23 protein-coding genes are annotated in these 24,464 nt (G+C 29.7%); 10 read left to right on the forward strand and 13 right to left on the reverse strand.

What is annotated here, in order from left to right:
* Window positions 1–61 precede the first annotated feature (61 nt).
* Window positions 62–2,182, forward strand: coding sequence for a peptidylprolyl isomerase (locus tag ACN5J5_RS08225; protein WP_418644442.1), 2,121 nt, complete (start codon window positions 62–64; stop codon window positions 2,180–2,182).
* Window positions 2,183–2,514: 332 nt separating this feature from the next.
* On the opposite strand, the gene lpdA is transcribed toward ACN5J5_RS08225, so the two are convergent.
* The gene (lpdA, locus tag ACN5J5_RS08230; protein WP_418644443.1) at window positions 2,515–3,915 is read right to left on the reverse strand and encodes a dihydrolipoyl dehydrogenase; all 1,401 of its coding nucleotides are present in this window, start codon (window positions 3,913–3,915) and stop codon (window positions 2,515–2,517) included.
* Window positions 3,916–4,087: 172 nt separating this feature from the next.
* Here lpdA and ACN5J5_RS08235 point away from each other — a divergent pair, with 172 nt between their 5' ends.
* The 4 genes from ACN5J5_RS08235 (at window position 4,088) to ACN5J5_RS08250 (ending at window position 9,056) form a co-directional block, all read left to right on the forward strand.
* Entirely contained in the window at window positions 4,088–5,326 is a 1,239-nt protein-coding gene (locus tag ACN5J5_RS08235) for a glycosyltransferase (protein WP_418644444.1), read from the forward strand.
* A 99-nt stretch (window positions 5,327–5,425) separates the two neighbouring features.
* Window positions 5,426–5,623: a hypothetical protein gene (locus tag ACN5J5_RS08240; protein ID WP_418644445.1), complete on the forward strand. Its 198-nt coding sequence runs from the start codon at window positions 5,426–5,428 to the stop codon at window positions 5,621–5,623.
* An 18-nt stretch (window positions 5,624–5,641) separates the two neighbouring features.
* Window positions 5,642–6,433, forward strand: a complete 792-nt coding sequence (locus ACN5J5_RS08245) for a GLPGLI family protein (RefSeq protein WP_418644446.1) — start codon at window positions 5,642–5,644, stop codon at window positions 6,431–6,433.
* Window positions 6,417–9,056, forward strand: coding sequence for a carboxypeptidase-like regulatory domain-containing protein (locus ACN5J5_RS08250; protein ID WP_418644447.1), 2,640 nt, complete (start codon window positions 6,417–6,419; stop codon window positions 9,054–9,056). Before ACN5J5_RS08245 ends, ACN5J5_RS08250 begins: the two co-directional genes overlap by 17 nt.
* A 62-nt stretch (window positions 9,057–9,118) precedes the next feature.
* On the opposite strand, the gene ACN5J5_RS08255 is transcribed toward ACN5J5_RS08250, so the two are convergent.
* The 8 genes from ACN5J5_RS08255 to ACN5J5_RS08290 form a co-directional block, all read right to left on the reverse strand.
* Window positions 9,119–9,592 (reverse strand): DUF4625 domain-containing protein, encoded by a 474-nt coding sequence (locus ACN5J5_RS08255; protein WP_418644448.1) that lies wholly within the window; start codon window positions 9,590–9,592, stop codon window positions 9,119–9,121.
* A 59-nt stretch (window positions 9,593–9,651) separates the two neighbouring features.
* On the reverse strand, window positions 9,652–10,476 hold the full coding sequence (locus ACN5J5_RS08260; protein WP_418644449.1) for a hypothetical protein: 825 nt from the start codon (window positions 10,474–10,476) through the stop codon (window positions 9,652–9,654).
* Window positions 10,477–10,496: 20 nt separating this feature from the next.
* Window positions 10,497–12,863, reverse strand: a complete 2,367-nt coding sequence (locus tag ACN5J5_RS08265) for a TonB-dependent receptor (protein WP_418644450.1) — start codon at window positions 12,861–12,863, stop codon at window positions 10,497–10,499.
* A 179-nt stretch (window positions 12,864–13,042) separates the two neighbouring features.
* The gene (locus tag ACN5J5_RS08270) at window positions 13,043–13,378 is read right to left on the reverse strand and encodes a hypothetical protein (RefSeq protein WP_418644451.1); all 336 of its coding nucleotides are present in this window, start codon (window positions 13,376–13,378) and stop codon (window positions 13,043–13,045) included.
* A gap of 157 nt (window positions 13,379–13,535) precedes the next feature.
* Window positions 13,536–15,557 (reverse strand): M3 family metallopeptidase, encoded by a 2,022-nt coding sequence (locus ACN5J5_RS08275; protein WP_418644452.1) that lies wholly within the window; start codon window positions 15,555–15,557, stop codon window positions 13,536–13,538.
* Between the two features lie 75 nt (window positions 15,558–15,632).
* Complete coding sequence (gene purE, locus ACN5J5_RS08280) at window positions 15,633–16,112, reverse strand: 5-(carboxyamino)imidazole ribonucleotide mutase (RefSeq protein WP_271406653.1); 480 nt, start codon at window positions 16,110–16,112, stop codon at window positions 15,633–15,635.
* Between the two features lie 91 nt (window positions 16,113–16,203).
* Entirely contained in the window at window positions 16,204–17,361 is a 1,158-nt protein-coding gene (locus ACN5J5_RS08285; RefSeq protein ID WP_418644453.1) for a 5-(carboxyamino)imidazole ribonucleotide synthase, read from the reverse strand.
* 64 nt (window positions 17,362–17,425) lie between these two features.
* On the reverse strand, window positions 17,426–17,836 hold the full coding sequence (locus tag ACN5J5_RS08290) for a Rieske (2Fe-2S) protein (RefSeq protein WP_418644454.1): 411 nt from the start codon (window positions 17,834–17,836) through the stop codon (window positions 17,426–17,428).
* Window positions 17,837–17,944: 108 nt separating this feature from the next.
* Here ACN5J5_RS08290 and greA point away from each other — a divergent pair, with 108 nt between their 5' ends.
* From greA to ACN5J5_RS08305, 3 genes are all read left to right on the forward strand, one after another.
* The gene (gene greA, locus ACN5J5_RS08295) at window positions 17,945–18,418 is read left to right on the forward strand and encodes a transcription elongation factor GreA (RefSeq protein WP_418644455.1); all 474 of its coding nucleotides are present in this window, start codon (window positions 17,945–17,947) and stop codon (window positions 18,416–18,418) included.
* 139 nt (window positions 18,419–18,557) lie between these two features.
* On the forward strand, window positions 18,558–18,950 hold the full coding sequence (locus ACN5J5_RS08300) for an HIT family protein (protein WP_418644456.1): 393 nt from the start codon (window positions 18,558–18,560) through the stop codon (window positions 18,948–18,950).
* Entirely contained in the window at window positions 18,951–19,142 is a 192-nt protein-coding gene (locus ACN5J5_RS08305) for a hypothetical protein (RefSeq protein WP_418644457.1), read from the forward strand.
* A 64-nt stretch (window positions 19,143–19,206) separates the two neighbouring features.
* On the opposite strand, the gene ACN5J5_RS08310 is transcribed toward ACN5J5_RS08305, so the two are convergent.
* Complete coding sequence (locus tag ACN5J5_RS08310; RefSeq protein WP_418644458.1) at window positions 19,207–20,355, reverse strand: sensor histidine kinase; 1,149 nt, start codon at window positions 20,353–20,355, stop codon at window positions 19,207–19,209.
* Window positions 20,356–20,431: 76 nt separating this feature from the next.
* On the opposite strand from ACN5J5_RS08310, the gene ACN5J5_RS08315 reads away from it, so the two are divergent.
* Window positions 20,432–21,292 carry a flavin reductase family protein gene (locus ACN5J5_RS08315; protein WP_418644459.1) on the forward strand — a complete coding sequence of 287 codons (861 nt, stop codon included), beginning with the start codon at window positions 20,432–20,434 and terminating at the stop codon, window positions 21,290–21,292.
* Window positions 21,293–21,300: 8 nt separating this feature from the next.
* On the forward strand, window positions 21,301–21,663 hold the full coding sequence (locus tag ACN5J5_RS08320; protein ID WP_303557939.1) for a DUF3127 domain-containing protein: 363 nt from the start codon (window positions 21,301–21,303) through the stop codon (window positions 21,661–21,663).
* A gap of 205 nt (window positions 21,664–21,868) precedes the next feature.
* Here the strand turns inward: ACN5J5_RS08320 and ACN5J5_RS08325 are convergent, their stop codons facing one another.
* The 3 genes from ACN5J5_RS08325 to ACN5J5_RS08335 form a co-directional block, all read right to left on the reverse strand.
* Window positions 21,869–22,111: a DUF1456 family protein gene (locus tag ACN5J5_RS08325; protein ID WP_418644460.1), complete on the reverse strand. Its 243-nt coding sequence runs from the start codon at window positions 22,109–22,111 to the stop codon at window positions 21,869–21,871.
* 24 nt (window positions 22,112–22,135) lie between these two features.
* Window positions 22,136–22,678 carry a YqaA family protein gene (locus ACN5J5_RS08330; protein ID WP_418644461.1) on the reverse strand — a complete coding sequence of 181 codons (543 nt, stop codon included), beginning with the start codon at window positions 22,676–22,678 and terminating at the stop codon, window positions 22,136–22,138.
* Between the two features lie 154 nt (window positions 22,679–22,832).
* The gene (locus ACN5J5_RS08335; protein ID WP_418644462.1) at window positions 22,833–24,389 is read right to left on the reverse strand and encodes an NAD(P)/FAD-dependent oxidoreductase; all 1,557 of its coding nucleotides are present in this window, start codon (window positions 24,387–24,389) and stop codon (window positions 22,833–22,835) included.
* Window positions 24,390–24,464: the final 75 nt, after the last annotated feature.

The following is a 24,464-nucleotide window of genomic DNA, read 5'->3' on the forward strand; positions in this document are numbered from 1 at the left end:
AACATTGCATTATTTACGATGAAATTGTATTTTCGCTCACTGTTAATAAAATAAATAACGTATGGCAATTTTATCGAAAATTAGAGAACGTTCAATGTTCTTAATTCTTGTAATTGGTTTAGCACTTTTTGCTTTTGTATTAGACCCTTCTACAATATCAGATTTTTTTAATGCAAGCAAAGTAAATGAAATAGGTGAAGTTGACGGAGAAGCTATCTCGCGTCAAGAATTTGCTGAAGCTTTAGATGCATATAAAGCACAAACAGGAAATAGTGTTTCTGAAATGCAAGCAGCAAAAGCTGTTTGGAATAACTTAATCAGACAAAAAATATACAAAAATCAGTTAGAAGAAGCTGGTATTACTATTGGTGATGCTGATATTATGAACAAGTTGTATGAAACTGAGTTCATTCAAAACGATCCAAGATTTCAAACTTCAGGTCTTTTCGATAAAAGTAAGTTAAAAGAATTTTTAGCTACAATTAAAGATGAAAATGGAGCAGACTGGAAAAACTGGCAAAATTATATGGCTTCATTAAAAAATAATCTTGAAAAAACAGCTTACGATAATCTTGTTGCTGCAGGATTAGGAGCTTCTTTAAAAGAAGGTGAAGCACAATATTTAACAGAAAACACAAAAATTTCTGGTAAATATGTTTACGTACCTTATAGTACTATTGCAGATAGTTTAGTTACTTTAAAGAAAAGTGATGTTAAAAATTACGTTAACGATCACTCACAAGATTTTCAAGTTGATGCATCAAGAGATATCAATTTTGTAAAATTTGATATTAAACCAACTACTGAAGATGAAAATGCAATTAAAGCAGCAGTAGCAAAATTAATTGAAGATTCTGTAACAGCAGCTAAAATTGAAGTTAAAGGATTAAAAAATACAACAAATTACGTTGAGTTTTTATCAGAAAACGATTCAGATATAGCTTTTGACGATAATTATAAATTTAAAGTACAAGTACCACAAGTAATTGCTGAAGATCTTTTTAACGGAAAAGAAGGCGATGTTTTCGGACCTTATAAAGATGCAAGTTTCTTTAAGTTATCAAAAATAACTAAAGTTGTTCAATTACCAGACTCTGCACAAGCAAGTCATATTTTAATACCTTTTGTAGGTGCAGCAAGTGCTGATGCAACAGTTACTCAAACTGAAGAAGAAGCTAAGAAAACAGCAGATAGTTTATTAGCTGTTGTAAAAGCTAAAAAATCTAAATTCGGAAGTTTAGTAAAAGAATTTTCTTCGGATAAAGGTTCTGTAGAAAAAGAAGGTTTTTACGATTGGTTTGGATATAATAGAATGGTACCTTCTTTTAGAGATTTCGTTTTTGAAGGTAAAAAAGGAGACATGGGAGTTGTAAAATCTCAATTCGGATTTCACGTAATTAAAATTGATGATCAAAAGAACTTTCAACCAGTTTTAAAATTAGCAACTTTTGCTCGTAAAATAGAAGCATCTGAAGCTACAGAAAACACAGTTTTTCAAAATGCTGAAACTTTTGCTTTAGAATTAGCAAATGGTAAAAACTTTGATGAAGTTGTAAAAGAAAAAAGTTTAACATCTCAACCAGCTGTAGGTTTAAAATCTTTAGACGAAGTTGTTGCAGGTATAGGTAAAGAAAGAGAAATTATTACTTGGTCTTTTGATAAAGAAGTTGCTGTAGGTGATGCTAAGCGTTTTGATGTTGAAGGTGGATATGTAGTTGCTGTTTTAACAGGTAAAACTGCAAAAGGATTAATGCCAGTTGATAAAGCAATTTCAAGAGTACGTCCTATTTTATTAAAAGAAAGAAAAGCTAAATTAATTGAAGCTAAAGTTTCTGGTGCTACTTTAGCAGACATAGCAAAGTCAGTAACTCAAACGGTAAAAACTGCTTCGAATGTAAACTTACAATCTCCAACAATTTCTGGTGTAGGTTTTGAACCAAAAGTAGTAGGAGCAATGTTAAATGCTAAAGAAAACACAGTAATTAAAAATGTTGCTGGAGATAAAGGTGTATTTGCTTTTGAAGTAACTGCTAAAACTTTACCAACAGCTTTACCAAATTACGATGCTTTAAGAAAACGTTTAACAAACGAAAGAAAAAATAAAACTTTTCAGATGTACGAAGCAATTAAAAAAGCGTCTAACATTGAAGATAACATGAGTTCTTTTTACGGAATTCAGTAAGTTAAAAAAAGTTGAAAGATAAAAAATCCGAACTCATTGAGTTCGGATTTTTTTATGCTTTATTATAATAGTGTATCTAATCTATTTTAGATAATAAATCCTAATTAACTATCGATTTACCCAAAGCTTCTCCTAGGTTAAAAACATAGCCAGTTATTATCATAACAGCTATAAAAGCGGTTAAAATGTACCAGTAATTTATTTTTTTAGTTTTCATAACTCAAGTTTTTATATTTTAAATAATTTCTTTTCAGCAATAATAATAATAATAATAATAAACAAAAAAGCAACCTCAAACGAGATTGCTTTTTAAATATTTTTTAAAACTTGTATTAAGCATTTAAAGGTTTTCCGTCCCAAGCAGCTTTAGCAGCTTCTTTAACCGCTTCTGAATAGGTTGGATGACCATGGCAAATTCTAGCTAAATCTTCCGCAGAAGCTCTAAATTCCATTGCAACGGCAGCTTCCATAATTAAATCGGCAACTCGTGCACCAACCATATGAACTCCTAATACTTCATCAGTATTTTTATCAGCTAATACTTTTACAAATCCGTCTAAATCTCCACTTGCTCTAGATCTTCCTAAAGCACGCATAGAAAATTTACCAGCCTTGTAAGCAACACCAGCATCTTTTAATTCTTGTTCTGTTTTACCAACAGCAGCAACTTCTGGCCATGTATACACAATACCAGGAATCAAATTATAATCAATATGTGGTTTTTGTCCTGCTAAAAATTCAGCAACAACAACACCTTCTTCTTCAGCTTTATGTGCTAACATTGCTCCACGAACAACATCACCAATAGCAAAAATGTTAGAAACACTAGTTTGTAAATGATCGTTTACGTCAACCATTCCTCTATCAGTAAGCTTAACGCCTGCTTTTTCTAAACCTAAACCTTTTGTAAAAGCTTTACGACCAACAGAAACTAAACAGTAATCACCATTAAAAGTAACTTCTTCCCCTTTTTTATTGGTTGCTTTTACAATAACTTCATCGCCATTTCTTTCAACTGAAGTTACCCCGTGATTTACGTTAAACTTCATCCCTTGTTTCTTTAAAACTTTAGTAAGTTCTTTAGAAACATCTTTATCCATCGTAGGTGTAATTGTAGGAGCGTATTCAATCACAGTTACATCAGCACCTAAACGTTTGTAAACAGAACCTAATTCTAGTCCGATAACTCCACCACCAATTACTAATAAGTGTTTTGGTACTTCTTTAAGTTTTAAAGCTTCGGTTGATGTTATAACACGCTCTTTATCTAAAGAAATAAAAGGTAATGTTGATGGTTTTGAACCTGTTGCAATAATAATATTTGTTCCTTCAATTACTTCTGAAGTTCCGTCATTTTTAGTGACTTTTACATGTGTAGCATCTTCAAAAGAACCTAAACCTTCATGAACAGTAATATCATTTTTGTCCATTAAATATTTAATTCCTCCTGTTGTAGTTTCTACAACATTTGCTTTACGAGCTACCATTTTATTAAAGTCAAACGATGGTTTTTCAACCGAAATTCCATGCTCTTCAAAATGATGCACAGCGTCGTAATAATGGTGAGAAGAATCTAATAATGCTTTTGAAGGAATACATCCAACATTTAAACAAGTACCTCCTAAAGTTGAATATTTTTCGATAATAGCCACTTTAGATCCTAATTGAGCGGCTCTAATGGCAGCAATATAACCACCAGGACCAGAACCGATAACGATTAAATCGTATTTCATAATTCGTTTTTTATTATTTATGTATAGCTGATAAATTTTAGTTTTTATCAGTTTATATTTTGTTTTTCAGAATAATAACTGCAAAATTACACATAAAAGTTGATTTTTTGAAGCATGTTTTCGATTACTTTTTACGAATAAATGACATTAATTACTTTAACTTTGAAACCTTATGAAACAGTTGTTAATTATCGGATATGTTTGGGTAGAACCCAATTCTTCTGCTGCAGGAAGTAGAATGTTACAATTAATTGAGTTGTTTACAAAAAACAATTACAAAATAACATTTGCATCGCCTGCACAAAAGGGCGAAAAAGCGATTAATTTGTCTGAAATAGGTGTAAAAGAGGCAAGTATTGAGTTGAATTCTACTTCTTTTGATGATTTTATTGTTGATGTGAATCCGGATATTGTGCTGTTTGATCGTTTTATGATGGAAGAACAATTCGGATGGCGTGTTGCAGAAAATTGCCCGAATGCTTTACGGATTTTAGATACTGAAGATTTACATTTTTTACGCAAAACACGTCATCAGCAATTAAAAAAAGGCGAAGTTTTTTCTACGGATGCTTTATTAAATTCTACGGATGCAAAACGAGAAATAGCGTCGATATTACGATGTGATTTAAGTTTAATTATTTCTTCTTATGAAGTGAAATTATTGAAAGAGGTTTTTAAAATTGATGAGCGTTTATTATATCATTTGCCTTTCTTATTGGATAAAATTGATGAAAAGGTTATAGAAAAGTGGAAAAATTTTAAAGAGCGTGAGCATTTTGTGTTTATCGGTAATTTTTTTCATGCACCAAATGTTGATGCCGTTTTACAACTCAAATTGCTATGGAAATCGATTCGAAAACAACTACCAAAAGCAGAAATTCATATATACGGAGCGTATGCAACGCAGCAAATAAATCAGTTGCATAATAAAAAAGAAGGTTTTTTGGTTAAAGGTTTTGCAGAAGATGCTATAAAAGTTGTGCAAAAAGCAAAAGTTGTACTTGCTCCGATACGTTTTGGTGCCGGAATTAAAGGCAAATTAACCGAAGCGATGGTTTGCGGAACTCCATCTGTAACAACATTAATAGGAGCAGAGGGAATGCATGATGGTTTTGGTTGGAATGGTTTTATAGAAAATGATTTTGAGGTTTTTTCAAACAAAGCAATTGAATTGTTTACTGATGAAAAACTGTGGAAAAAACATCAATTAAACGGAATAGAAATTATCAATGCTATTTATGATAAAAATAATATTGAACCAATTTTTATAAATCAACTAAAAAAAATCCAAGAAAACTTAATTGAACATCGTCAGCAAAATTTTCTTGGAAGTTTATTACAGCATCAAACCTTACAAGCTACAAAATATATGAGCAAATGGATTGAAGCGAAAAACGATGTTATGAAATAATTTTTTTTAATTCGTTTTTTTTTTTTTATTTACCGCGAATTTTAAAAAGTTGCAGCTAAGAAGAAAATATTTTCATTAGCATTTACTTTAATGCTATTTATGAGTTTTACTAGATTAGAAGATGAAGGAGTATGTACAGTAGCTATAACAACAACAACAACAAATCTTGATGCAGGAGAAAGTACTACAGAGTATTATTATTCAACAAGTAGAGTTTCTGAAGCAGATCGTAAAGCTGGAGCAAAGGCTATACTTGAGAATGATTTTTTACGTTCATCAGACTTTAAACAGTTTTAATTTATAAATTACAAAAAAATGAAAAACATATTCTTTTTTAACATAATGTTATTTGTTGTTTTTTCAATGAATGCAAATGATAGTATACCTGTTTTTGAATACCAGATTAACTACAATTTAGGGAAATCTTTACAGAAAAAAGGGTATGTTTTTAAAAGTAACAGCAAAGTTTACTATAATACAACTAAATCTGTTTTTTTAGAAAATTTAGATAAACTTGTCGAGAGTAATGATGAAGGTATTCCTGAAATTAATTTATTTTCTAAAGGAATAATCTATGGTAGCTCTATGGTAGATATACAAAAAGACACTTTATATAATGCAAATTCAGCAGCTGATGACCCTGTATTAGTAGAAGAAAAGTTAATTAAACAAAAATGGAAGCCAACGGGAGTTAAAAAAAATATTAGTGGTAAAAATTGCCTAGAGTTTACAACAACTTTTAGAGGTAGATATTATACTGCTTATGTTGATTTATCTGTACCATTTTATTATGGTCCGTGGAAATTTAATAATTTACCAGGGCTATTGATTTCAATAGAAGATAGTAAAAAACAATTAAGTTGGAAGTTGTTAAGTGTTAGGTACGATTCGGAAAAGAAAATTAAAAATCATGTAGCTAATCAAGAAAAATATTTAAAAAATTTAGAAAAAACATCATTAAAAGAATTTGTTGTTTTATATGATGCATCAAGAGGGGGAACAATTTCTGTATCGTCATCAAGATTACCAAGAGGTTATAAAAAAAGACGATCAACAAGGAGGTATAAAAGAGGAGGTTTAGAGTTAGTTTATGAATGGGAAAAATAAAATTCAACTAATAACATTTTGTTTTTTATTTCTAAGTCAATTTTTAGCTTCACAAATTCTAATAAAGGGAGTTGTAAAAAACATAAAAGATGTTCCGTTAGAACAAATTAGTATTCTTTTATATGAAAATGATGACCTTATAGATTATACCTTTACAAATTTTAAAGGAACTTACACTTTTACAGTTAAAAGTAATAAAAATTACACTATTAAAACAAGCTCGATGTCTTATAAAGATCAGGCTAAAACAATAGTTATAAATAAAAAAAGTATAACCATCAATTTTAATCTTTTAGAAGAAAATAACCTTTTAGAAGAGGTTGTTTTAAAAATTGATAGAGATATTGAAGTTCGTAAAGATTCGATTATTTTTAATGCAAATTCTTTTAAAAATAAAAGACAAATTGTTTTAGAAGATTTATTAAAAGACATCCCTGGTATTCAAGTTTCATCAACAGGAAACATCACTTTTCAAGGTAAATTAGTTACAAATGTTAAGATTGAAAATGATGATTTGTTTAATGGAGGATATAAAATACTCACCAAAAATTTAAAAGCAGAAATAGTTGAAAAAGTACAAGTTCTAAAAAATTATTCTAAAAATCCATTGCTAAAAAATGTAAGAGATACTGAAGACGTAGCTATTAATATTACATTAAAAGAAGATAGGAAAAAATTAGTTTTTGGAGATGTTGACATTCATTCTAATTTAGAGAAAAAGAATAATTTACATACCAATATTATTTCTTTTTTAAAAAAGAATAAATATTATTTTATAGCTGATCATAACAATATTGGTAAAGATTCATATTTAGATTTTAAAGACATATTTACATCTAAATCAGATAATCCTACCTTAAAAATAGGTAGTAATCAACGAACTAAAATCTTCACTACATTAAACACGTTAAGACCAAAATTAGATGAAGAATATGTAAATCTTAACGAATCTGAATTATATAACTTTAATTCAATTTTTAATGTTACACCTAAGCTGAAAATAAAGGCTGTATTTTTAGCTTACAAAAATGAAAATGATTTTTTAAATAACACAAAAACAACTTTTTTAACGGATTCACTTATAACTATTGATGAAGATTCGAAAATAAATCGCAAAGAAAAATTAAAAACAACAAAAATAGATTTAAACTGGAAAATTAATAAAAATAGTATTTTAGAGTACAATGCTAATTATTTAATTACTTCAGGAGGTGGTAATTCTACCATCAAACTCCCAAATGATTTAGTAAATGAAAATGTATTAATAGAAGGAGAAAAAACTAATCATTTTATTAATTATACAAAGAAGAACAAAGACAGTTCTATAATTCAGTTAACATCAAGATATATATACGATAATAAACCTCAAAACTATACTGTTTTTCCTTTTCCTTATAAAAATACTTTTGGTGATAATTTTGAATTAGCTAAATCTGAAATTTTAAATAAATTAAGTTATTTTACTACTCAAGTAGCATATTTAAAAGATTTTAAGAACAATAATATCGAAACATATTTAGGTTATCATAACAAGAAAGAACATTTAAGATCACAAACATTATTTAAAAATAAAGACACTAATTCTTTCTCAAATAACCCTCCGGATTTTTTTAATAAACTGTTGTTAAATCAAGATTTAGTTTATTTTAAAAACAGATTTAGAAAAAAAATAAAGAACGTTAATTTAGCTTTGAATATTGATTTTAACTTTGAGAATAATAAAAAGAGTAATTTTAAAACAAATAATTTTTTCTATATAAATTCAAACTTTCAATTTAAATATTTATATTTAAAAAAACACGAGTTTAATTACCAAATCAATGTAAATCAGTCTACAAGTTCATTGTCAAATTTAAATGAAGCTCCAATTCCATCAAATTATAGAAATTTTTCAACAGGTTTGTCTAATAATAAATTACAAAGAGATTACAGTACTAGATTAAATTATATTTATGGTAATTGGAATGATAAATTTACTGGAGGATTTAATATAAAATACACTTTTGGAGATAGGTACTTGTCATTTAATTCAGTTTTAAGTAATGAGATTACAACTATTGAAAATATAATATTAAAAGGAAGGAAAGATTTTAGAGCAAATATATATATTGATCGATATTTGAGTTTTTTAGCAACGAATTTAAAAGTTAAAACATCATATTTAAATACTACTTTTGCTAATAAAGTGAACAATACTCAAAGAAATATTAATTTAACTTCTTTAAGTTTTAATATTGAGTTACGTTCTAATTTTTCTAGTTTTTTAGATTTTCATTTAGGTTATAATTTAACAAAAAACACAACAAAAGTTAACTCTTTAAAAACTAAAATTTTTAATCAAAAGAGTTTTATTGATTTTGATATTTATTTTAATAAATTAATAATTAATTTCGAAAATGACCTTTATTTTTTTGATAAAAAATCAAAAATAAGTAACTATTATTTTAGTAATATAAAAAGTTCATATAAAATTAATTCAAATCTATCCATTCAAGCTAGAGTTCATAATTTATTTAATAATAAATCGTTTGATATTTTTTCTCAAACAAATTTTTCGCAATTTAATTCTCAAACTAAATTAATTGAAAGGTATTTTTTAATTGGATTTAATTATCGTTTTTAACTTCAAGCTATTCCATAAAAAAATGTATTGAAAGTAGCTTGAAGCAAAGAATAAAAGTTAATTTATTCAATTTTAATATCTATTGATGTTCTGCTTTGCCAACCAGTTATATCAATTACAGAAATTTGACAATGATAATCTCCTGTATCAATATCATTAGGTATTGTTATGGCTTGAGAAATTTCATATTCTTTAGGTTCGTTATCAATAGTATAGTTTTGCATAAAAATTAAAGGAGAAACAGGTGTTTTAATAGGGCTCAGTTCACATTGGCTTCCTTGATCATCATGTGTATGGTGGTCAAAATTATGGTGAATGTCGATAGCATATTTGGCTAAAGCAACATTGTCAGAGACTTTTACTTTAATAGTGTATTGTTTACCTTTTTCTAATACGTTACATGATTTAGGAAAACCTTGGTTGTAATTAACGGATATTGTTGGTTTTTCTTCGTCGATATTTTCAGAATTACTACTACAGTTTACTAGTGGTAAACTTAAAAGTAGAAGGAGCGTTGTTTTTTTTATAAATTTCATTTTTTTTTTAGATATAAAAGGCTACCCAAAGAGGTTTGGGCAGCCTTGATTTTTTATTGTTAATTTATTTCGAAAGGAATAGAAAGTTTTACTTTCTCTTTTTCGCCACTTTCTTGTACATAAATGTTTAACCAGTATCCTCCTTTTGGAGATTCAGGAATTAAGTCGAAATGATAATGGATATCTGGGTTTATTACATTTTCATATAATTCTTTTGGTAATATTGTTACTACACTATCCCATTCACCAACGGCTACATCTTGGCCAGTTCGCCATTCTTCAAACCATAATTCATATTTAATTTCAGTTACTTTATTAGGAGTAGATACATATTCAAATTCGGTATGTAGTTCATCTTTTCCGTAAGTAACTCTATTGTTTTCACCAACTTCTAAATGTTTAAATTTTTGAACAATATTTAACTTCTTTGTAACAATACTTTTAGTACCATCTTCATGTTCAACAGTAATTTTAAAGTTGTAAACTCCTTCAGCAGCTTTAAACGAAGGTTCGTATTTGCTATCTTCATCAAAATAAACATGGTAATGAATATGAGGATTTAATTGCCCTTGGTATCTTTCAACAGGTACTAAATGATCTCTTAAGTCCCATATTAATTCTCCGTCGTTAACTGCATTTGTACTGTGTGCTTCAACATCAAAATATATTTTAGATACTTTGCTAGTTCCAGTATAGTCAAATTCGATATGTACATCTACATTTGATTGTGGTAAAATAAAATCAGAGTTTCCTAACTCGATATTTGTAAATCTTTCAGCATTTTTGTTTTCTTCAAAGGTTTTAACGATTGAATCGTCATCGCTACAAGAAACCATAAAAGTGGTTGCTAAAAATAGAATTGCTGTTTTAATTGTGTGTTTCATGATTAAAAAAAATTGATTGTTTAAAATGTTTGTATAATGGTTATTGAAAAATTTCTACCAGGTTCAGGGACCTCAATTAACCGGTAAAAACTTGTGTGATTAAAAGCTTTAGTGTTAAAAATGTTATTTATTTTTCCTTGAATTTTTAAAGGATGTTTTTTTGAAAAAGGAAATGTATTTGTGTGTAAACCTATATCTACAAGCGTGTAGCCTTTGGTTGGTTTTTCTGGTGGAACAATATTGTCTTGATCCGAAACAATTCTTACTTTCGAGAAAAACGAGGTGTCTTTTAAAAAGAAGAAACGATTTAAATTGTATTTAAGTGATAGTATTCCGGTTAAAGGTGGTGAAAACGGTAGGGTAAAGTTTTTCTTTTTACCGCTTAATTGTGTTGCCTTAACATACTCTAAAGATCCTTTAAAAGTGAAAGTTTTAATCGGTGTATATTCTAGGCTAATTTCGCCTCCATATCTAAAAACCTCACTCTGTGTATATTGATATTTTTGAAGTGTTTCGTAATATTCAGATGTAGGGCTTAAGTAAATATAATTGTCAAAGTAATTAGCAAAGGGAGTAATTTGGATAAAACTATTCTTAAAGTTTAAACTAAATTCTCCATCAACTTGATAAGAGCTTTCAGGTTGTAAATTGGTGTTACCTTCTTCATAGCGATACATGTGATAATTAACTCCGTTTGAAGCAAGCTCATTAGCTAAAGGAATTCTAAAACTTTTACCAAAGTTTATTTTGTAAGAAGTATTTTTTACCGAATAACTTAATCCAGCAGAAGCACTAAAGTTTTTAAAATTTAAATTCCTTTTTTCTGATCGCTGTAATTGTTGTTGTGTAATGTTTCCGTTATTATCAGTAACAGGAGATGTAAACCATTCATAATATGGTTGTGTTTTTACAACCCCATAATCATAACGTATTCCTGCATCTAGGTATAAATTAGAATTAATTTTTATTTGATCATATAAAAAGGCGCCAACAGTTAGTCTTGTGTATTCAGGAATCAGAAATCCCCAGCCATCAATGTCATTGTCTTGATATTCAAAATTAAGTCCTGTTGTAATTTTATGGTTTTTAAAACCATAATGATTGTTTTTTATATTAAAACTGTAAGTGTTTTTGTTAAATAAACGTTCTTTGGTTGAATCTGGTTTTGGCATATAGCCATGTGGCACAGGCTCTGAATGTTCTTCTCTGTCATTTATTTGATAACCAAGTTCAATATCTAAAGTATTGTTAGCAAAAAGAAAACTGGTGTTATTTGTTATTTTAAAGTGATTAACTTTATGTAGTGGTAAATCAATATCTCTATTGTTTGCATCGTAATCAATTTTCGAAGTTCTTACCTCTAATCCATGTGCGTTTGCAAAAAAACCATTTTTAGCATTTACATTACTAAAAGTAGTGATTGTATTTATTTTATCAGAAGTATAGCCTAAAGAAACACTAATATTATGATTACGCCCTGCGGTATTTCGTAAATAGTTTTTATGTAGGTTAAAAATGTAATTATCATACGTTATTGTACGAGTAGGCACCTTATAATCACCATATTCTTCGTGCGTAATTCTTGCTTTATAATACCAATGTTTATAACGTTGTTTTACGCCTAATGATATTCCGTATAAATCATTATTACTCCTGTTAGTTAGGTTTAGTTCTCCAGAAAAAGAATTAACATCTGGGAGTAAATTATTTTTTAAACTAATAACACCTGCAATTGCATCAGAGCCATACATTAAAGAAGCAGCTCCTTTTGTTACTTCTATGTTTTCAACGTTGTATTGATCAATTTCTAAACCATGATCTGCTCCCCATTGTTGCGCCTCGTGTTTAATTCCGTTTTCAACAACCACCACTCTGTTAAAACCGAGCCCTCTTATTGTAGGTTTAGATTGCCCAGACCCAATGGCAATTGTACTTACACCTGGTATATCTTTTAATGTTTGCATTAAGCTATTGTCTCTATTTTGTTCTAAAAACAGTTTGTCAATTTTTTGCTTATTGCTTGAGCTTTTATGAAATACTTTTTTTGTACTATGTGCAATCGTAACTTCGTTAAGCAACGAAATATCTTGTTTAAGAGCTATTGATATTACCGAGTTTTTAAGAGGGAATGTTACCAGTTTTTTATGGGTAATATATCCTACGTGCGTAACACTTAGTAGTTGTTTTTTAGAGTTAATTTCTTGAAAGTAACTGTTTCCTTTTAAATTGGTGTACGCGTGTTTTAAGCCAATACTTACATGGGCATTGGGCAGCTCTATTTGTGTTGCCTCATCAATTACTTTTACCGTTACACTATTAGTGTTTTGGCTAAAGATAAAAGCATGAAACAATACACAAAATAAAGCACTTAAGCTTAGTTTTGTCATTATAGTAAAAAATAAGTAGATGTAGTATTATGGTCAAATAATTATAATATTTGAGGATAATACAGATTAAATTAGTGAGTTACTTAAATTCAATTAAATAGATAATACAAAACCATCTATACACTAATTTGTAGGTAATAAATAGCTGTTGGTATTAAATAAAAAGAGAATAAAAATAATTAAGAGTTCACAGGAGGAGCTCTTAGTCTTTTAAGTGATGAAAAGTAAGAAACAGCAGCAATTGAGTTGTAGCTTTCAATTACATTCTTACTAATTTTAAAAGTTTTGGTTTGAACAAACTTTTTTGAAGCCAAATTAAAAGCAGCAAATGAAAAATAGCAAATATCACAATGATCATTTACAGATTCATGTAAGTGTGTTAGTTTTTCTTTACAATGATGATGACCTTCATCTTTATGCTCATGAGTAGCTTTAACAATAGCAGGAAGCATAAGAAGAAGCACCAAAAATAAGGCGGTAATTCTACTTGCAATGCTGTTGTTTTTTATAGTCATATTATCCTTTTATCAAAAAAAGAAATGCAAATATAAATTATTAATAATCATTATAAATAGGTTATTGTGTTAAAAGTTTAAAAAAATGATAAGAATATTATTTTAGTGTTTTTTTAAAGAAAAAACCTTTCGAAATTTCGAAAGGTTTTTGTAGTTTTTATAATAATCCAGCACGTTTTAAAAGCGCATCAGGTTTAGGTTCTTTACCTCTAAAGCGCTTGTACAATTCCATTGGTTTTTCGGTACCTCCTTTTGATAAAACATTATCTTTAAATTTATCAGAAACTTGTTTGTTAAAGATTCCTTCTTCTAAAAAATACTCAAAAGCATCAGCATCTAAAACTTCCGCCCATTTATAAGAATAATATCCAGCAGAATATCCTCCTTGAAAAATATGAGAAAAAGCAGTACTCATACAATTTTCAGCAACATCAGGATATAGTTTTGTTTCAGAAAACGCAGCGGTTTCAAAATCTTTAACAGATTTTATTTCTGAAGGGTTTTGCGAGTGCCAACTCATATCTAATAATCCAAAGCTTAACTGACGAAGCGTTTGCATACCTTCATGAAAACTAGCTGACTCTTTTATTTTTTCAACATATTCCATCGGAATTGTTTCTCCAGTTTCATAATGTTTGGCAAACAATTCTAAGGCTTCTTTTTCGTAACACCAGTTTTCTAAAACCTGACTAGGTAATTCAACAAAATCCCAAGAAACTGATGTTCCTGATAAGCTATTGTAAGTTGTGTTTGCTAACATACCATGTAATGCATGTCCAAATTCATGAAACAAGGTTGTAACTTCATTAAAAGTTAATAAAGAAGGCTTTGTTTTGGTAGGCTTGGTAAAGTTACAAACAATAGATACTTGCGGACGCTCATTAACACCATTTTTAATTTGTTGCGATTTATAACTCGTCATCCATGCACCATTTCTTTTCCCTGGCCTTGGATGAAAATCAGCATAAAAATGAGAAATGAAATTTCCGTTTGCATCAGTTACATTGTATGTTTTTACATCTTCGTGGTATTTATCGATCGAATTTATTTCTTCAAACTGTAAGTCGAATAAACGATTAGCAATTTCAAAAACACCATCAATTACGTTTTCTAATTTAAAATAAGGTTTTAGTAACTCTTGATCTAAAGAAAATAATTCTTTCTTTAATTTTTCTGAATAGTAAGCACCGTCCCATTTTTCAAGTTGCGTTATACCATCTAATTTCTTAGCGTAGTTTCTTAAATTATCAAACTCACGTTTTGCAGCAGGTTTTGCTTTGGCTAATAAATCGTTTGAAAAAGATAACACTTTTTCAGGTGTTTCTGCCATTCGTTCTTCTAAAACAAAATGAGCATGTGTTTTATAACCTAATAAATTAGCTCTTTTATGACGAAGTTTTACAATATTTAAAACAATCTCTTCGTTGTTAAAGTCATTGTCTTGAAATGCTTTTTTACCAGCTGCAATGGCTAATTTTTTACGCAATTCTCTATTGTCAGCATAGGTCATAAAAGGAATGTAACTTGGATAATCTAAAGTGAAAATCCAACCTTTTTTTTCTTTTGATTTTGCAACTTCTTTGGCAGCCTCTTTTACACTTTCAGGTAAACCTGACAAATCATTTTCATCAGTTAAATGCATTTCAAAAGCATTGGTTTCAGTCAATACATTTTCTCCAAATTTTAATGATAGTTTAGATAATTCAGCATCAATTGTGCGTAATTCTACTTTGTCAGTTTCATTTAAATTAGCGCCGTTTCTAGCAAAACTTTTGTATTGTTTGTCTAGCAACATTTCTTGCTCAGGAGATAAATTTAAATTGTCTTTAGCATCAAAAACAGTTTTAACTCTTTTAAATAAAGCTTCATTCAACGTAATATCATTTCTAAATTCACTTAGCCAAGGAGAAACCTCTTGTGCTATTTTCTGAATTTCATCATTGGTTTCGGCAGAATTTAAATTGAAGAAAATAGAAGTTATTTTATTAAGCTTTTCACCTGTAAAATCTAAAGCTACTGTGGTATTATTAAAAGTAGCAGCATCAGTATTATTTACAATGGCAGTAATTTCTTTTTTTGCTATTTTTATTCCTTCTTCAATGGCAGGTTTATAGTCTGCATTTGTAATTTTAGAAAAAGGAGGTGTATTAAAATCTTGTAAAAGTGGATTCTTAATCATAAAAAATCATTTTTAAAATTGGCAAAACCTCACATAAAAGCGAGGTTTTGCATTAAATATATTATACTAAAATAGTTATTTTCTTACTCTTTCAGAAGCTTTTTCAACTTTAAGTTTTAAGCCTTCTTTGTAGGTAATAATTTTGTCTAAAACACATTTATCAGAAGCACCAATAATTTGAGCTGCTAAAATTCCTGCATTTTTTGCACCATCTAAAGCAACAGTTGCAACAGGAACGCCACCAGGCATTTGTAAAATTGATAAAACAGAATCCCATCCATCAATTGAGTTTCTACTTTTTACAGGAACTCCAATTACAGGCAACGGACTCATACTTGCTACCATTCCTGGTAAATGCGCAGCTCCACCAGCACCAGCGATAATTACTTTTAAACCACGAGTGTGGGCATTTTTTGAATATTCAACTAATTTTTCAGGTGTTCTGTGTGCAGATACAATATCAACTTCTATTTGAATATCAAAACTTTCTAAAATATCAATTGCTTCTTGCATGATTGGAAGATCTGAATCGCTTCCCATTATAATTCCTACCATAATTTATGTTTTTAAAATGAGGCTCTGAACTTTTTTTCAGAACCTCATGAGTTTGGGTGAGAAGCTGAAATAAATTCAGCTTAACGAGTAATTATTTAGCTATTACTTTAATTGTTTCTTTTACTTGTTGCGCTATTTTTCGAGCTTCATTTATATCTTTATTAACGATTGTTACGTGTCCCATTTTTCGGAAAGGTTTGGTTGTTTTTTTTCCGTAAATATGCGGCGTAACTCCATCAATTTTTAAAATTTCGTGCATGTTTTCATAAACAACATCGCCAGTATAACCTTCTGCACCGACTAAGTTTACCATTATTCCGGCAACTTTACTTTCGGTATTTCCTAAAGGAAGATTTAAAATACTACGTAAATGTTGTTCAAATTGATTGGTGTAACTTGCTTCTATTGAATAATGTCCAGAGTTATGTGTTCTTGGAGCAACTTCATTTACCAAGATTTCATCATTTATTGTTTGAAACATTTCAACAGCTAACAATCCAACGAAGTTTAAAGAATTAGCTACTTTTAAAGCAACTTCTTGTGCTTTTTTAGCCACAGATTCTTCAATTCTAGCAGGACAAATTACATATTCTACCTGATTTGCTTCTGGATGAAACTCCATTTCAACCACAGGATATGTTTTTATTTCTCCAGATGAATTCCTAGCAACAATTACTGCCAATTCATTTTTAAAAGGCACTAGTTTTTCGGCAATACATTCTACTTCGGGTAAAGAATAAAGGTCGTTATAATTACGAACTACTTTTACGCCATTTCCGTCGTAGCCAAATTGCGCAGCTTTCCATACAAAAGGAAACTCAATAATATTGTTTTCGTACGAGTGTTTTAACTCTTCTAAAAAGGCATAATGAGAAAAATCCGCCGTTGGTATTTGATGATCTTTATAAAAAGTTTTTTGTCGTGCTTTGTTTTGAATGATACGTAAACTAGCTGGCTTCGGATAAATTGTTAACCCTTCAGATTCTAACTTATCTAAAGCATCAATATTTACATTTTCAATTTCAATAGTTAAAACATCTACTTTTTTACCAAAATTATAAACAGTATCAAAGTCAAATAAATCTCCTTGATGAAATTCGTTACAAATTTGTGCGCAAGGAGCTTCTGGATTTCCATCTAAAATAAGTGTATGAATATCAAGTTTTTGTGTTTCGGTAAGTAGCATTCTTCCTAATTGTCCGCCACCGAGAACGCCCAATTTAAAGTTTGAAGAAAAATAATTTTTCAAGATAAATATTTTAGTGTGTTGTTGTTATGGCAAAAATAAGAATCTTAATTATAGAATTATAGAATTAACGAGATATTCTTAATTGCGAACTACTAATTTTTGAAACAAAATACATTAAAGCGGCACAACCTTCATTATCAATAGGCGCTCCGTTTGCCAAATAATTGTATTTTTTATCATCACAAGGACATTTAATATGCACACCATCAAAAGTCATTAAAGAATTACAGGTAGCTTCAGGACATTGTTGATCAAAGGCTTTGTAACCGCTGTTTCCTGTTCTAAAAATAAAAATATTACGACCTTGTATGCTATTTTCAGAAGTACCGCTAGGTATAAGTAAACCTTGATATTCTGGTAAAGATAAATCAATAATAGTATTCATATCTATACCTCTAAAACAATCGTTAACGGGTGTGTTATCAGAACAACTTAAAAGTATTATAAAACTAAAAAGATAAAGTATTTTTCTCATTATTTAAAAATAGAGTTATATATGCAACGCTACGAATTTACAAATATTTTGTACATTTGTTGTGTAATCTCATATCTATCGGTATGAGATTTTTAAAGTTTTAAAATTATGAGTGAAGTATCATATTATAGTGCCGAAGGATTAAAAAAATTAAAAGAAGAGTTATCACATTTAGAGCATACTGAAAGACCAAGAGTTTCTCAAGAAATTGGTGATGCTATTGATAAAGGAGATTTAAGTGAAAATGCAGAATATCATGCCGCAAAAGAAGAACAGTCTTTATTAGAAACTAAGATTGCTAAACTTAAAAATGTGGTTGCAAATGCACGTATTATTGATGAGAGTCAGTTAGATACTTCTAAAATACTAATTCACTCTATCGTAAAATTAAAAAATACAACTAATGGTATGGAATTTACTTATACTTTAGTGGCGGATTCTGAAACGGATATTAAAAAAGGGAAACTGTCGGTAAACTCTCCAATAGGAAAAGGTTTGTTAGGAAAAAGTTTAGGTGATATTGCAGAAATTAAAGTGCCAAACGGAATAATGAAGTTTGAAGTTATGGATATTTCTCGTTAATATTTTGAAAATATTTTTAATGAAAAGCGTTGCGTTTGCAACGCTTTTTTTATTTTTACTATTAGTAATCAGGTTGAGCGTAGTCGAGATCTAAATTTTAACCTCTCGACTACACTCGACGAGACATTAAACAAAAGTTATGGCAAGTATTTTTACCAAAATAATAGTAGGAGAAATTCCTTCATATAAAATAGCAGAAGACGATAATTTTATCGCTTTTTTAGATGTAAATCCGAATGCAAAAGGACATACCTTGGTGGTTCCTAAAAGAGAAGAAAATAAAATTTTTGATTTATCAAAAGAAGAATATGATGGATTGATGTCTTTTTCATATCGAGTTGCCAAAGCTATTGAAAAAACAATTCCGTGTAAACGTGTAGGAATGAGTGTAATTGGTTTAGAAGTACCGCATGTACATGTGCATTTAATACCTTTAAATACCATGGCAGATATTCAGTTTATAGAAAAGGTAAAATTATCGAAGGATGAATTTATTGAATTGGCAGAAAGTGTTTCTGGTAATTTCGAATAAATGAAATTAAAAAAATGGCATAAGGCAGGGTTAAGTTGGGGATTATGGATGTTTGTTATAATGACATTTGTATGGCCTTATTTTGATGGAGAAGAAATTACGTTAAAAAAAACATTGATAAGTTTTGTTATTTGGACAATAGCAAGTTTTGCTTTTGGTTGGTCAATGAGGCATAATCACAAAGAAAAATAAACTAAACAGCAGCGTGTCATTCTGAATTTATTTCAGAATCACATCGTTGTTAGACGGAGTTACTTTAAACTTTGTTTAACTGAATAACAAAAGTAGTTCCTTTATTTACTTCGGATTTTTGTACAAATATTTTTCCGTCATGATAATCTTCAATAATTCGTTTAGAGAGCGATAAGCCTAAACCCCAACCGCGTTTTTTTGTGGTAAAACCAGGTTTAAAAATTTGTTTAAATTGCGATTTGTTAATTCCTTTACCAGAATCAGTAACTATAATTTTTACGGTTTTAGGAGTTTCTTTAATTTTAAGAGAAATACTTCCTTTTCCTTGCATAGCATCAATGGCATTTTTAATCAGATTTTCTATTACCCAACCATATAATTCGATATTTAAATTAGAAAAAAGCTCTTTTGCATCCGAAGAAAAAGCAAAATTAATTTGTTTAGAACTCCTTGATTTTAAATAATTAAAAGCGGCTTCGGTTTGGGTAACAATATTATATTTTGTGAGTTTTGGTAAAGACCCAATTTTAGAAAATCGATTGGCAATAGTACTAAGTCTGTCTACATCTTTTTCAATTTCAATAATATAATCTTCATTTACATTTTCGGTACGTAAAATGGCAATCCAACCTAATAAAGAGGATAAAGGAGTTCCTATTTGATGAGCTGTTTCTTTAGCCATTCCTGTCCAAAGTTTATTTTGTTCCGCTACTTGGTTCGATTTGTAAACCATATAAATAATGATTACAAAAAGCCCTAAAATTAGCAATAACGCTAACGGATAATATTTAAGTTTGTATAATAAATCGGAATTTCGATAATATAAATATTGCGTAATACCATAATATTCAATAACAATAGGATCGTTTTGATCTTTCATTATTGTTAGTTGTTCTTTAAGGTATAATGGATTTTTAGATTTAATAGAATCTAAATTTCTATGCAAATCAATACTTCCGTTTTTGTTTACAAGAATGGTAGGAATGTTTTCAATAGTTTCATAAACCTTGTTGATTAAATTAGTGTTTTCATCTAAATCTGGGTTAGAAGCTAATTCTTTAAAAGCAGCGGCAAAAATTTCAATTTTACCTCTTTCTTCTATTTTAAATTTTTGAAAAAACACATAGGTATTCCATAAAATAAATGAAACAATTAAAAGAGATACGAAAAAAGCAATTCGTTTTATCCAATAAGTATTTTTAAAAAATGTCATTAGTCAAATATAAACTATTCTATACAATAACTTAATTTGTAAATCCGTAGTATATTTACACTAAAAAACAAACAACATGTTATCACTCGATCCTAAAGAATTACCTATACCTAAATTACATAGTTATTTATTAGGCGCTATTGCACCAAGGCCAATAGCATTTGCAAGTACTATAGATGCTGATGGAAATCCGAATTTATCACCATTTAGTTTTTTTAACGTTTTTGGCGCAAATCCGCCAATGCTAATTTTTTCACCAGCACGAAGTGTAAGAGGAAATAAAACAAAACACACGTTAGATAATGCTGAAGAAACCAAAGAAGTGGTAATTAATGTGGTTAATTACGATATTGTACAACAAATGTCGTTAAGCAGTACCATGTATCCGAAAGGAGTAAATGAGTTTGAAAAAGCAGGTTTTACGATGTTAGCTTCAGATAAAGTAAAACCGTTTAGAGTAGCAGAATCGCCAGTGCAGTTTGAATGTAAAGTAACCGATATTATTTATACAGGAACCGAAGGAGGCGCAGGTAATTTAATTGTTTGCGAAGTGGTAAAACTTCATATAAATGAAAATATTTTAGCAGAAGATGGGAGTATCGATCAACATAAAATAGATTTGGTGGCAAGAGCAGGAGGGAGCTATTATTCGCGTGCTAGAGATGGTTTTTTTGAAATACCAAAACCAATTTCAACCTTAGGTATTGGAGTAGATCAAATTCCTTTAATAATAAGAAACAGTACCGTTTTAACAGGTAATAATTTAGGAATGTTAGGTAATGTAGAGCAATTGCCAAACGAAGAAACTGTTAATAACTTTGCTAAAGAACACCCAGAATATGTTTCGTTTTCAATTGAAAAAAAACATACATTTGCACAGCAGTATTTACAAAATAATGATGTAGAAAGCGCTTGGAAAGTGCTTTTAATTAAATAGATAAGAATATGGAAGTTATAGGGAAAATTAAATTAATTAACGAAACACAAACATTTGGTGCAAGCGGATTTAGAAAGCGTGAAATGGTAGTTACTACTGATGAGCAATATCCACAAATGATTATGATTGAGTTTGTACAGGATAAATGTGATGTTTTAAATAATTATGCTGTTGGACAGGATGTAAAAGTGTCTATTAATTTAAGAGGTAGAGAGTGGATTAATCCAGAAGGAGTTGCAAAATACTTTAACTCTGTTCAAGGATGGAGAATTGAGAATTTAGCACAAGCAGCACAAAATACACCTCCTGTAGATCAGTTTCAACCAGCTCCAGATTTATCAGCAAACGAACCAGACGATTTACCTTTTTAGTAAAAAGAGGATAAGAAATAAAAAAGAGAGCAATATTGCTCTCTTTTTTATTTTATCAGCATTTATAATTTTAAAGAAATGAGATTGCTTATATTTGTAATGTTGCTAATGTGTTATTAATTGGCAAATATAATTTAAGGGAAAAATAAAGCCTTCTGATTTTTTAATCAGAAGGCTTTTTATTAAAACTAATTATATTGTAATGTTATTTTTCTTTTTTAGGCATCGGACCTCTTAAATGAATGATCAATCCGTTTAAAAAATTTCTAAGAATTTGATCGCCACACTCCATGTATTTAGGATGATCTTCGTTTCTGAAAAAAGCACCTAATTCGCTTTTAGAAACTTTAAAATCAACCAAAGCACAAATATCTACAATATCAGTGTCACGTAATTTGTGAGCTACTCTTAATTTTTTAAAAACATCGTTGTTAGATAATCCACCCATAGTAATAATATAAATTTTATGTTGTTAGTTAACCATTTTAAAAATGGCCCAAGCGTAAACAGCAAAACGTAAAAAACGAAATAAACCGAAAATAACCACGTTTTTAAACGGGTATTTAATCATACCAGCAGTTAAACAACTAATGGCAAAAGGTAATGGTAACAAAGCACCAACTAAAATTAAAAAACCACCCCATTTACTAGTGTTTTTAAGGTTTTTAGCCATTTTAACTTCTAAATAGTTTCTTACAGAATCAATTTTTAAAGATGCTCTACCAAGATAATAGGCAGTTAAACCACCTAAATAAGACAAGGTTGCTAAAAGAGATAAATTAAAAACCGGATTTGCAGTTTTTTTAGACCAAGCGATAAAAATTTCTGGAGGAATTAGTCCTAAAATTGTTTCAGAAATAAAGAAAACAGTTAATACACCAATTCTCGAAAAAGTTTCGGTCATTGCTTGTAAACCATCATTAATATTGTAAACGTATTTGTTAAATAAAAAGATTCCGACAACAGCAACAACTATTGGCCAAAAAGCTTTTTTTAAACTTTCCCAAATAAACATGTAAAAACCAGTGCGCTGATAATAGTTATGCAGGCGTTTTACATGTGGTTTTGTCTTTTTTTTATTTCTTTTTTTATTCACTTGATTCTAAAGCTCTTTTAAGAGAGCGCAAAAATACGAGGTAATTACAGATAAATCAAAGAAATAACGTTAATTATAAGTTATAAACTGCAGCTTCTGCGCAGCGTTCACCATCCATTGCGGCAGATATAATTCCGCCAGCATAACCGCCACCTTCACCACAAGGAAATAATCCTTCAATTTGTGGATGCTCTAAGTTTTCTTTTCTTGGAATGTTTACAGGTGATGAGGTACGAGATTCTACCCCAATAATATTTGCTTCAGCAGTATAATATCCATGCATTTTTTTTCCGAAGGCATCAAAACCTTTACGTAATCTACCACCAATTATTTTAGGAAGTAAAGAGTGCAGCGGAGAAGATTTTAACCCAGGTTGGTATGAAGTTTCATTTAAAGAAGAAGATAATCTTCCTTCTACAAAATCAGTTAAACGTTGCGCAGGGGCAACTTGACTTTTTCCGCCTGCATTAAAAGCTAATTTTTCTAAATCTTTTTGAAATTCTAATCCTTTTAAAGGTCCAAAATGTTCATATTTTTTAAAATCTTTATCAATATTTAATTCAACTACAATTCCTGAATTTGCAAACTTATTGTTTCTACGAGATGGTGACATTCCGTTAACTACAACTTCGCCATTTGCTGTGGCAGCAGGTACTATAAATCCGCCAGGACACATGCAAAAAGAATATACGCCACGGTTATTTACTTGCTGTACTAAACTATATGCAGCGGCAGGTAATAACTCGTCTCTTTCTCCAGTACAGCTATATTGAATTTGATCAATAATTAACTGCGGATGCTCTACACGAACTCCCATTGCAAACGATTTGGCTTTTAATAAAATATCTTTTTTATGTAGTAACTCGTAAATATCTCTAGCAGAATGCCCAGTAGCTAAAATCACTGAATTCACGGTCATTTCTGCTCCGTTTTGTAACTGAATGGCTTGTAATTTGTTGTTTTTAATCACAAAATCGGTAACACGCGTATCAAAATGAACTTCGCCGCCATATTTAATAATATTCTCACGAATGTTTTTAATGATTTTAGGTAATTTATTGGTTCCGATATGCGGATGCGCATCAATTAAAATATCTTCAGCAGCACCATGGTGTACCAAGTTTTCGAATATTTTACGAACATCACCTCGTTTTAAACTACGAGTGTATAATTTTCCGTCAGAATAGGTTCCGGCACCACCTTCACCAAAACAGTAATTAGAATCTTCGTTTACAAAATGTTCTTGATTAATGGCACGTAAATCGCGTCGGCGATCTTGAACATTTTTTCCACGTTCTAAAACAATCGGTTTGTAACCCAATTCAATACAACGCAATGCAGCATACATTCCCGCAGGGCCAAAACCGATAATATGGATTTCTTTTGCGTTGGATACATCTTTGTAGTCAAAAACATAATCGGGCGTTGTAGGTTGAGGTTCGTTAACATATACCGCAACTTTATAGTTAAAAACTACTTCTTTTTTACGCGCATCAATAGATTTACGTAACACCTTTACGCTATTTATTTCAGCAATATTGATGTTTAATTTTTTAGAAGCTTTCTTTTTAAGAATATCTTCTTTCTTTTCTTCTATTAAATTAACGCGTAGTTGTAGCTCTTTTACCATGTTGCAAAATTATGGAAAATTGAATTGATACGTTTTTATTTCAGTAAGAATTATAAAAAATGAAATCAATGGCGT

The organism is Tenacibaculum insulae, assembly GCF_964512435.1.
GTDB classification, from domain to species: Bacteria; Bacteroidota; Bacteroidia; order Flavobacteriales; family Flavobacteriaceae; genus Polaribacter; species Polaribacter insulae_A.

What these genes read in the sequence shown, in the direction of transcription:
- ACN5J5_RS08300 (WP_418644456.1), top strand. Translation starts at nt 18,558, where the DNA reads ATGGCAAGTATTTTTACCAAAATAATAGTAGGAGAAATTCCTTCATAT.
- ACN5J5_RS08250 (WP_418644447.1), top strand. Translation starts at nt 6,417, where the DNA reads ATGAATGGGAAAAATAAAATTCAACTAATAACATTTTGTTTTTTATTT.
- purE (WP_271406653.1), bottom strand. Translation starts at nt 16,112, where the DNA reads ATGGTAGGAATTATAATGGGAAGCGATTCAGATCTTCCAATCATGCAA.
- greA (WP_418644455.1), top strand. Translation starts at nt 17,945, where the DNA reads ATGAGTGAAGTATCATATTATAGTGCCGAAGGATTAAAAAAATTAAAA.
- ACN5J5_RS08245 (WP_418644446.1), top strand. Translation starts at nt 5,642, where the DNA reads ATGAAAAACATATTCTTTTTTAACATAATGTTATTTGTTGTTTTTTCA.
- lpdA (WP_418644443.1), bottom strand. Translation starts at nt 3,915, where the DNA reads ATGAAATACGATTTAATCGTTATCGGTTCTGGTCCTGGTGGTTATATT.
- ACN5J5_RS08310 (WP_418644458.1), bottom strand. Translation starts at nt 20,355, where the DNA reads ATGACATTTTTTAAAAATACTTATTGGATAAAACGAATTGCTTTTTTC.
- ACN5J5_RS08330 (WP_418644461.1), bottom strand. Translation starts at nt 22,678, where the DNA reads ATGTTTATTTGGGAAAGTTTAAAAAAAGCTTTTTGGCCAATAGTTGTT.
- ACN5J5_RS08255 (WP_418644448.1), bottom strand. Translation starts at nt 9,592, where the DNA reads ATGAAATTTATAAAAAAAACAACGCTCCTTCTACTTTTAAGTTTACCA.
- ACN5J5_RS08225 (WP_418644442.1), top strand. Translation starts at nt 62, where the DNA reads ATGGCAATTTTATCGAAAATTAGAGAACGTTCAATGTTCTTAATTCTT.
- ACN5J5_RS08290 (WP_418644454.1), bottom strand. Translation starts at nt 17,836, where the DNA reads ATGAGAAAAATACTTTATCTTTTTAGTTTTATAATACTTTTAAGTTGT.
- ACN5J5_RS08235 (WP_418644444.1), top strand. Translation starts at nt 4,088, where the DNA reads ATGAAACAGTTGTTAATTATCGGATATGTTTGGGTAGAACCCAATTCT.
- ACN5J5_RS08265 (WP_418644450.1), bottom strand. Translation starts at nt 12,863, where the DNA reads ATGACAAAACTAAGCTTAAGTGCTTTATTTTGTGTATTGTTTCATGCT.
- ACN5J5_RS08260 (WP_418644449.1), bottom strand. Translation starts at nt 10,476, where the DNA reads ATGAAACACACAATTAAAACAGCAATTCTATTTTTAGCAACCACTTTT.
- ACN5J5_RS08315 (WP_418644459.1), top strand. Translation starts at nt 20,432, where the DNA reads ATGTTATCACTCGATCCTAAAGAATTACCTATACCTAAATTACATAGT.
- ACN5J5_RS08240 (WP_418644445.1), top strand. Translation starts at nt 5,426, where the DNA reads ATGAGTTTTACTAGATTAGAAGATGAAGGAGTATGTACAGTAGCTATA.
- ACN5J5_RS08270 (WP_418644451.1), bottom strand. Translation starts at nt 13,378, where the DNA reads ATGACTATAAAAAACAACAGCATTGCAAGTAGAATTACCGCCTTATTT.
- ACN5J5_RS08320 (WP_303557939.1), top strand. Translation starts at nt 21,301, where the DNA reads ATGGAAGTTATAGGGAAAATTAAATTAATTAACGAAACACAAACATTT.
- ACN5J5_RS08305 (WP_418644457.1), top strand. Translation starts at nt 18,951, where the DNA reads ATGAAATTAAAAAAATGGCATAAGGCAGGGTTAAGTTGGGGATTATGG.
- ACN5J5_RS08275 (WP_418644452.1), bottom strand. Translation starts at nt 15,557, where the DNA reads ATGATTAAGAATCCACTTTTACAAGATTTTAATACACCTCCTTTTTCT.
- ACN5J5_RS08335 (WP_418644462.1), bottom strand. Translation starts at nt 24,389, where the DNA reads ATGGTAAAAGAGCTACAACTACGCGTTAATTTAATAGAAGAAAAGAAA.
- ACN5J5_RS08325 (WP_418644460.1), bottom strand. Translation starts at nt 22,111, where the DNA reads ATGGGTGGATTATCTAACAACGATGTTTTTAAAAAATTAAGAGTAGCT.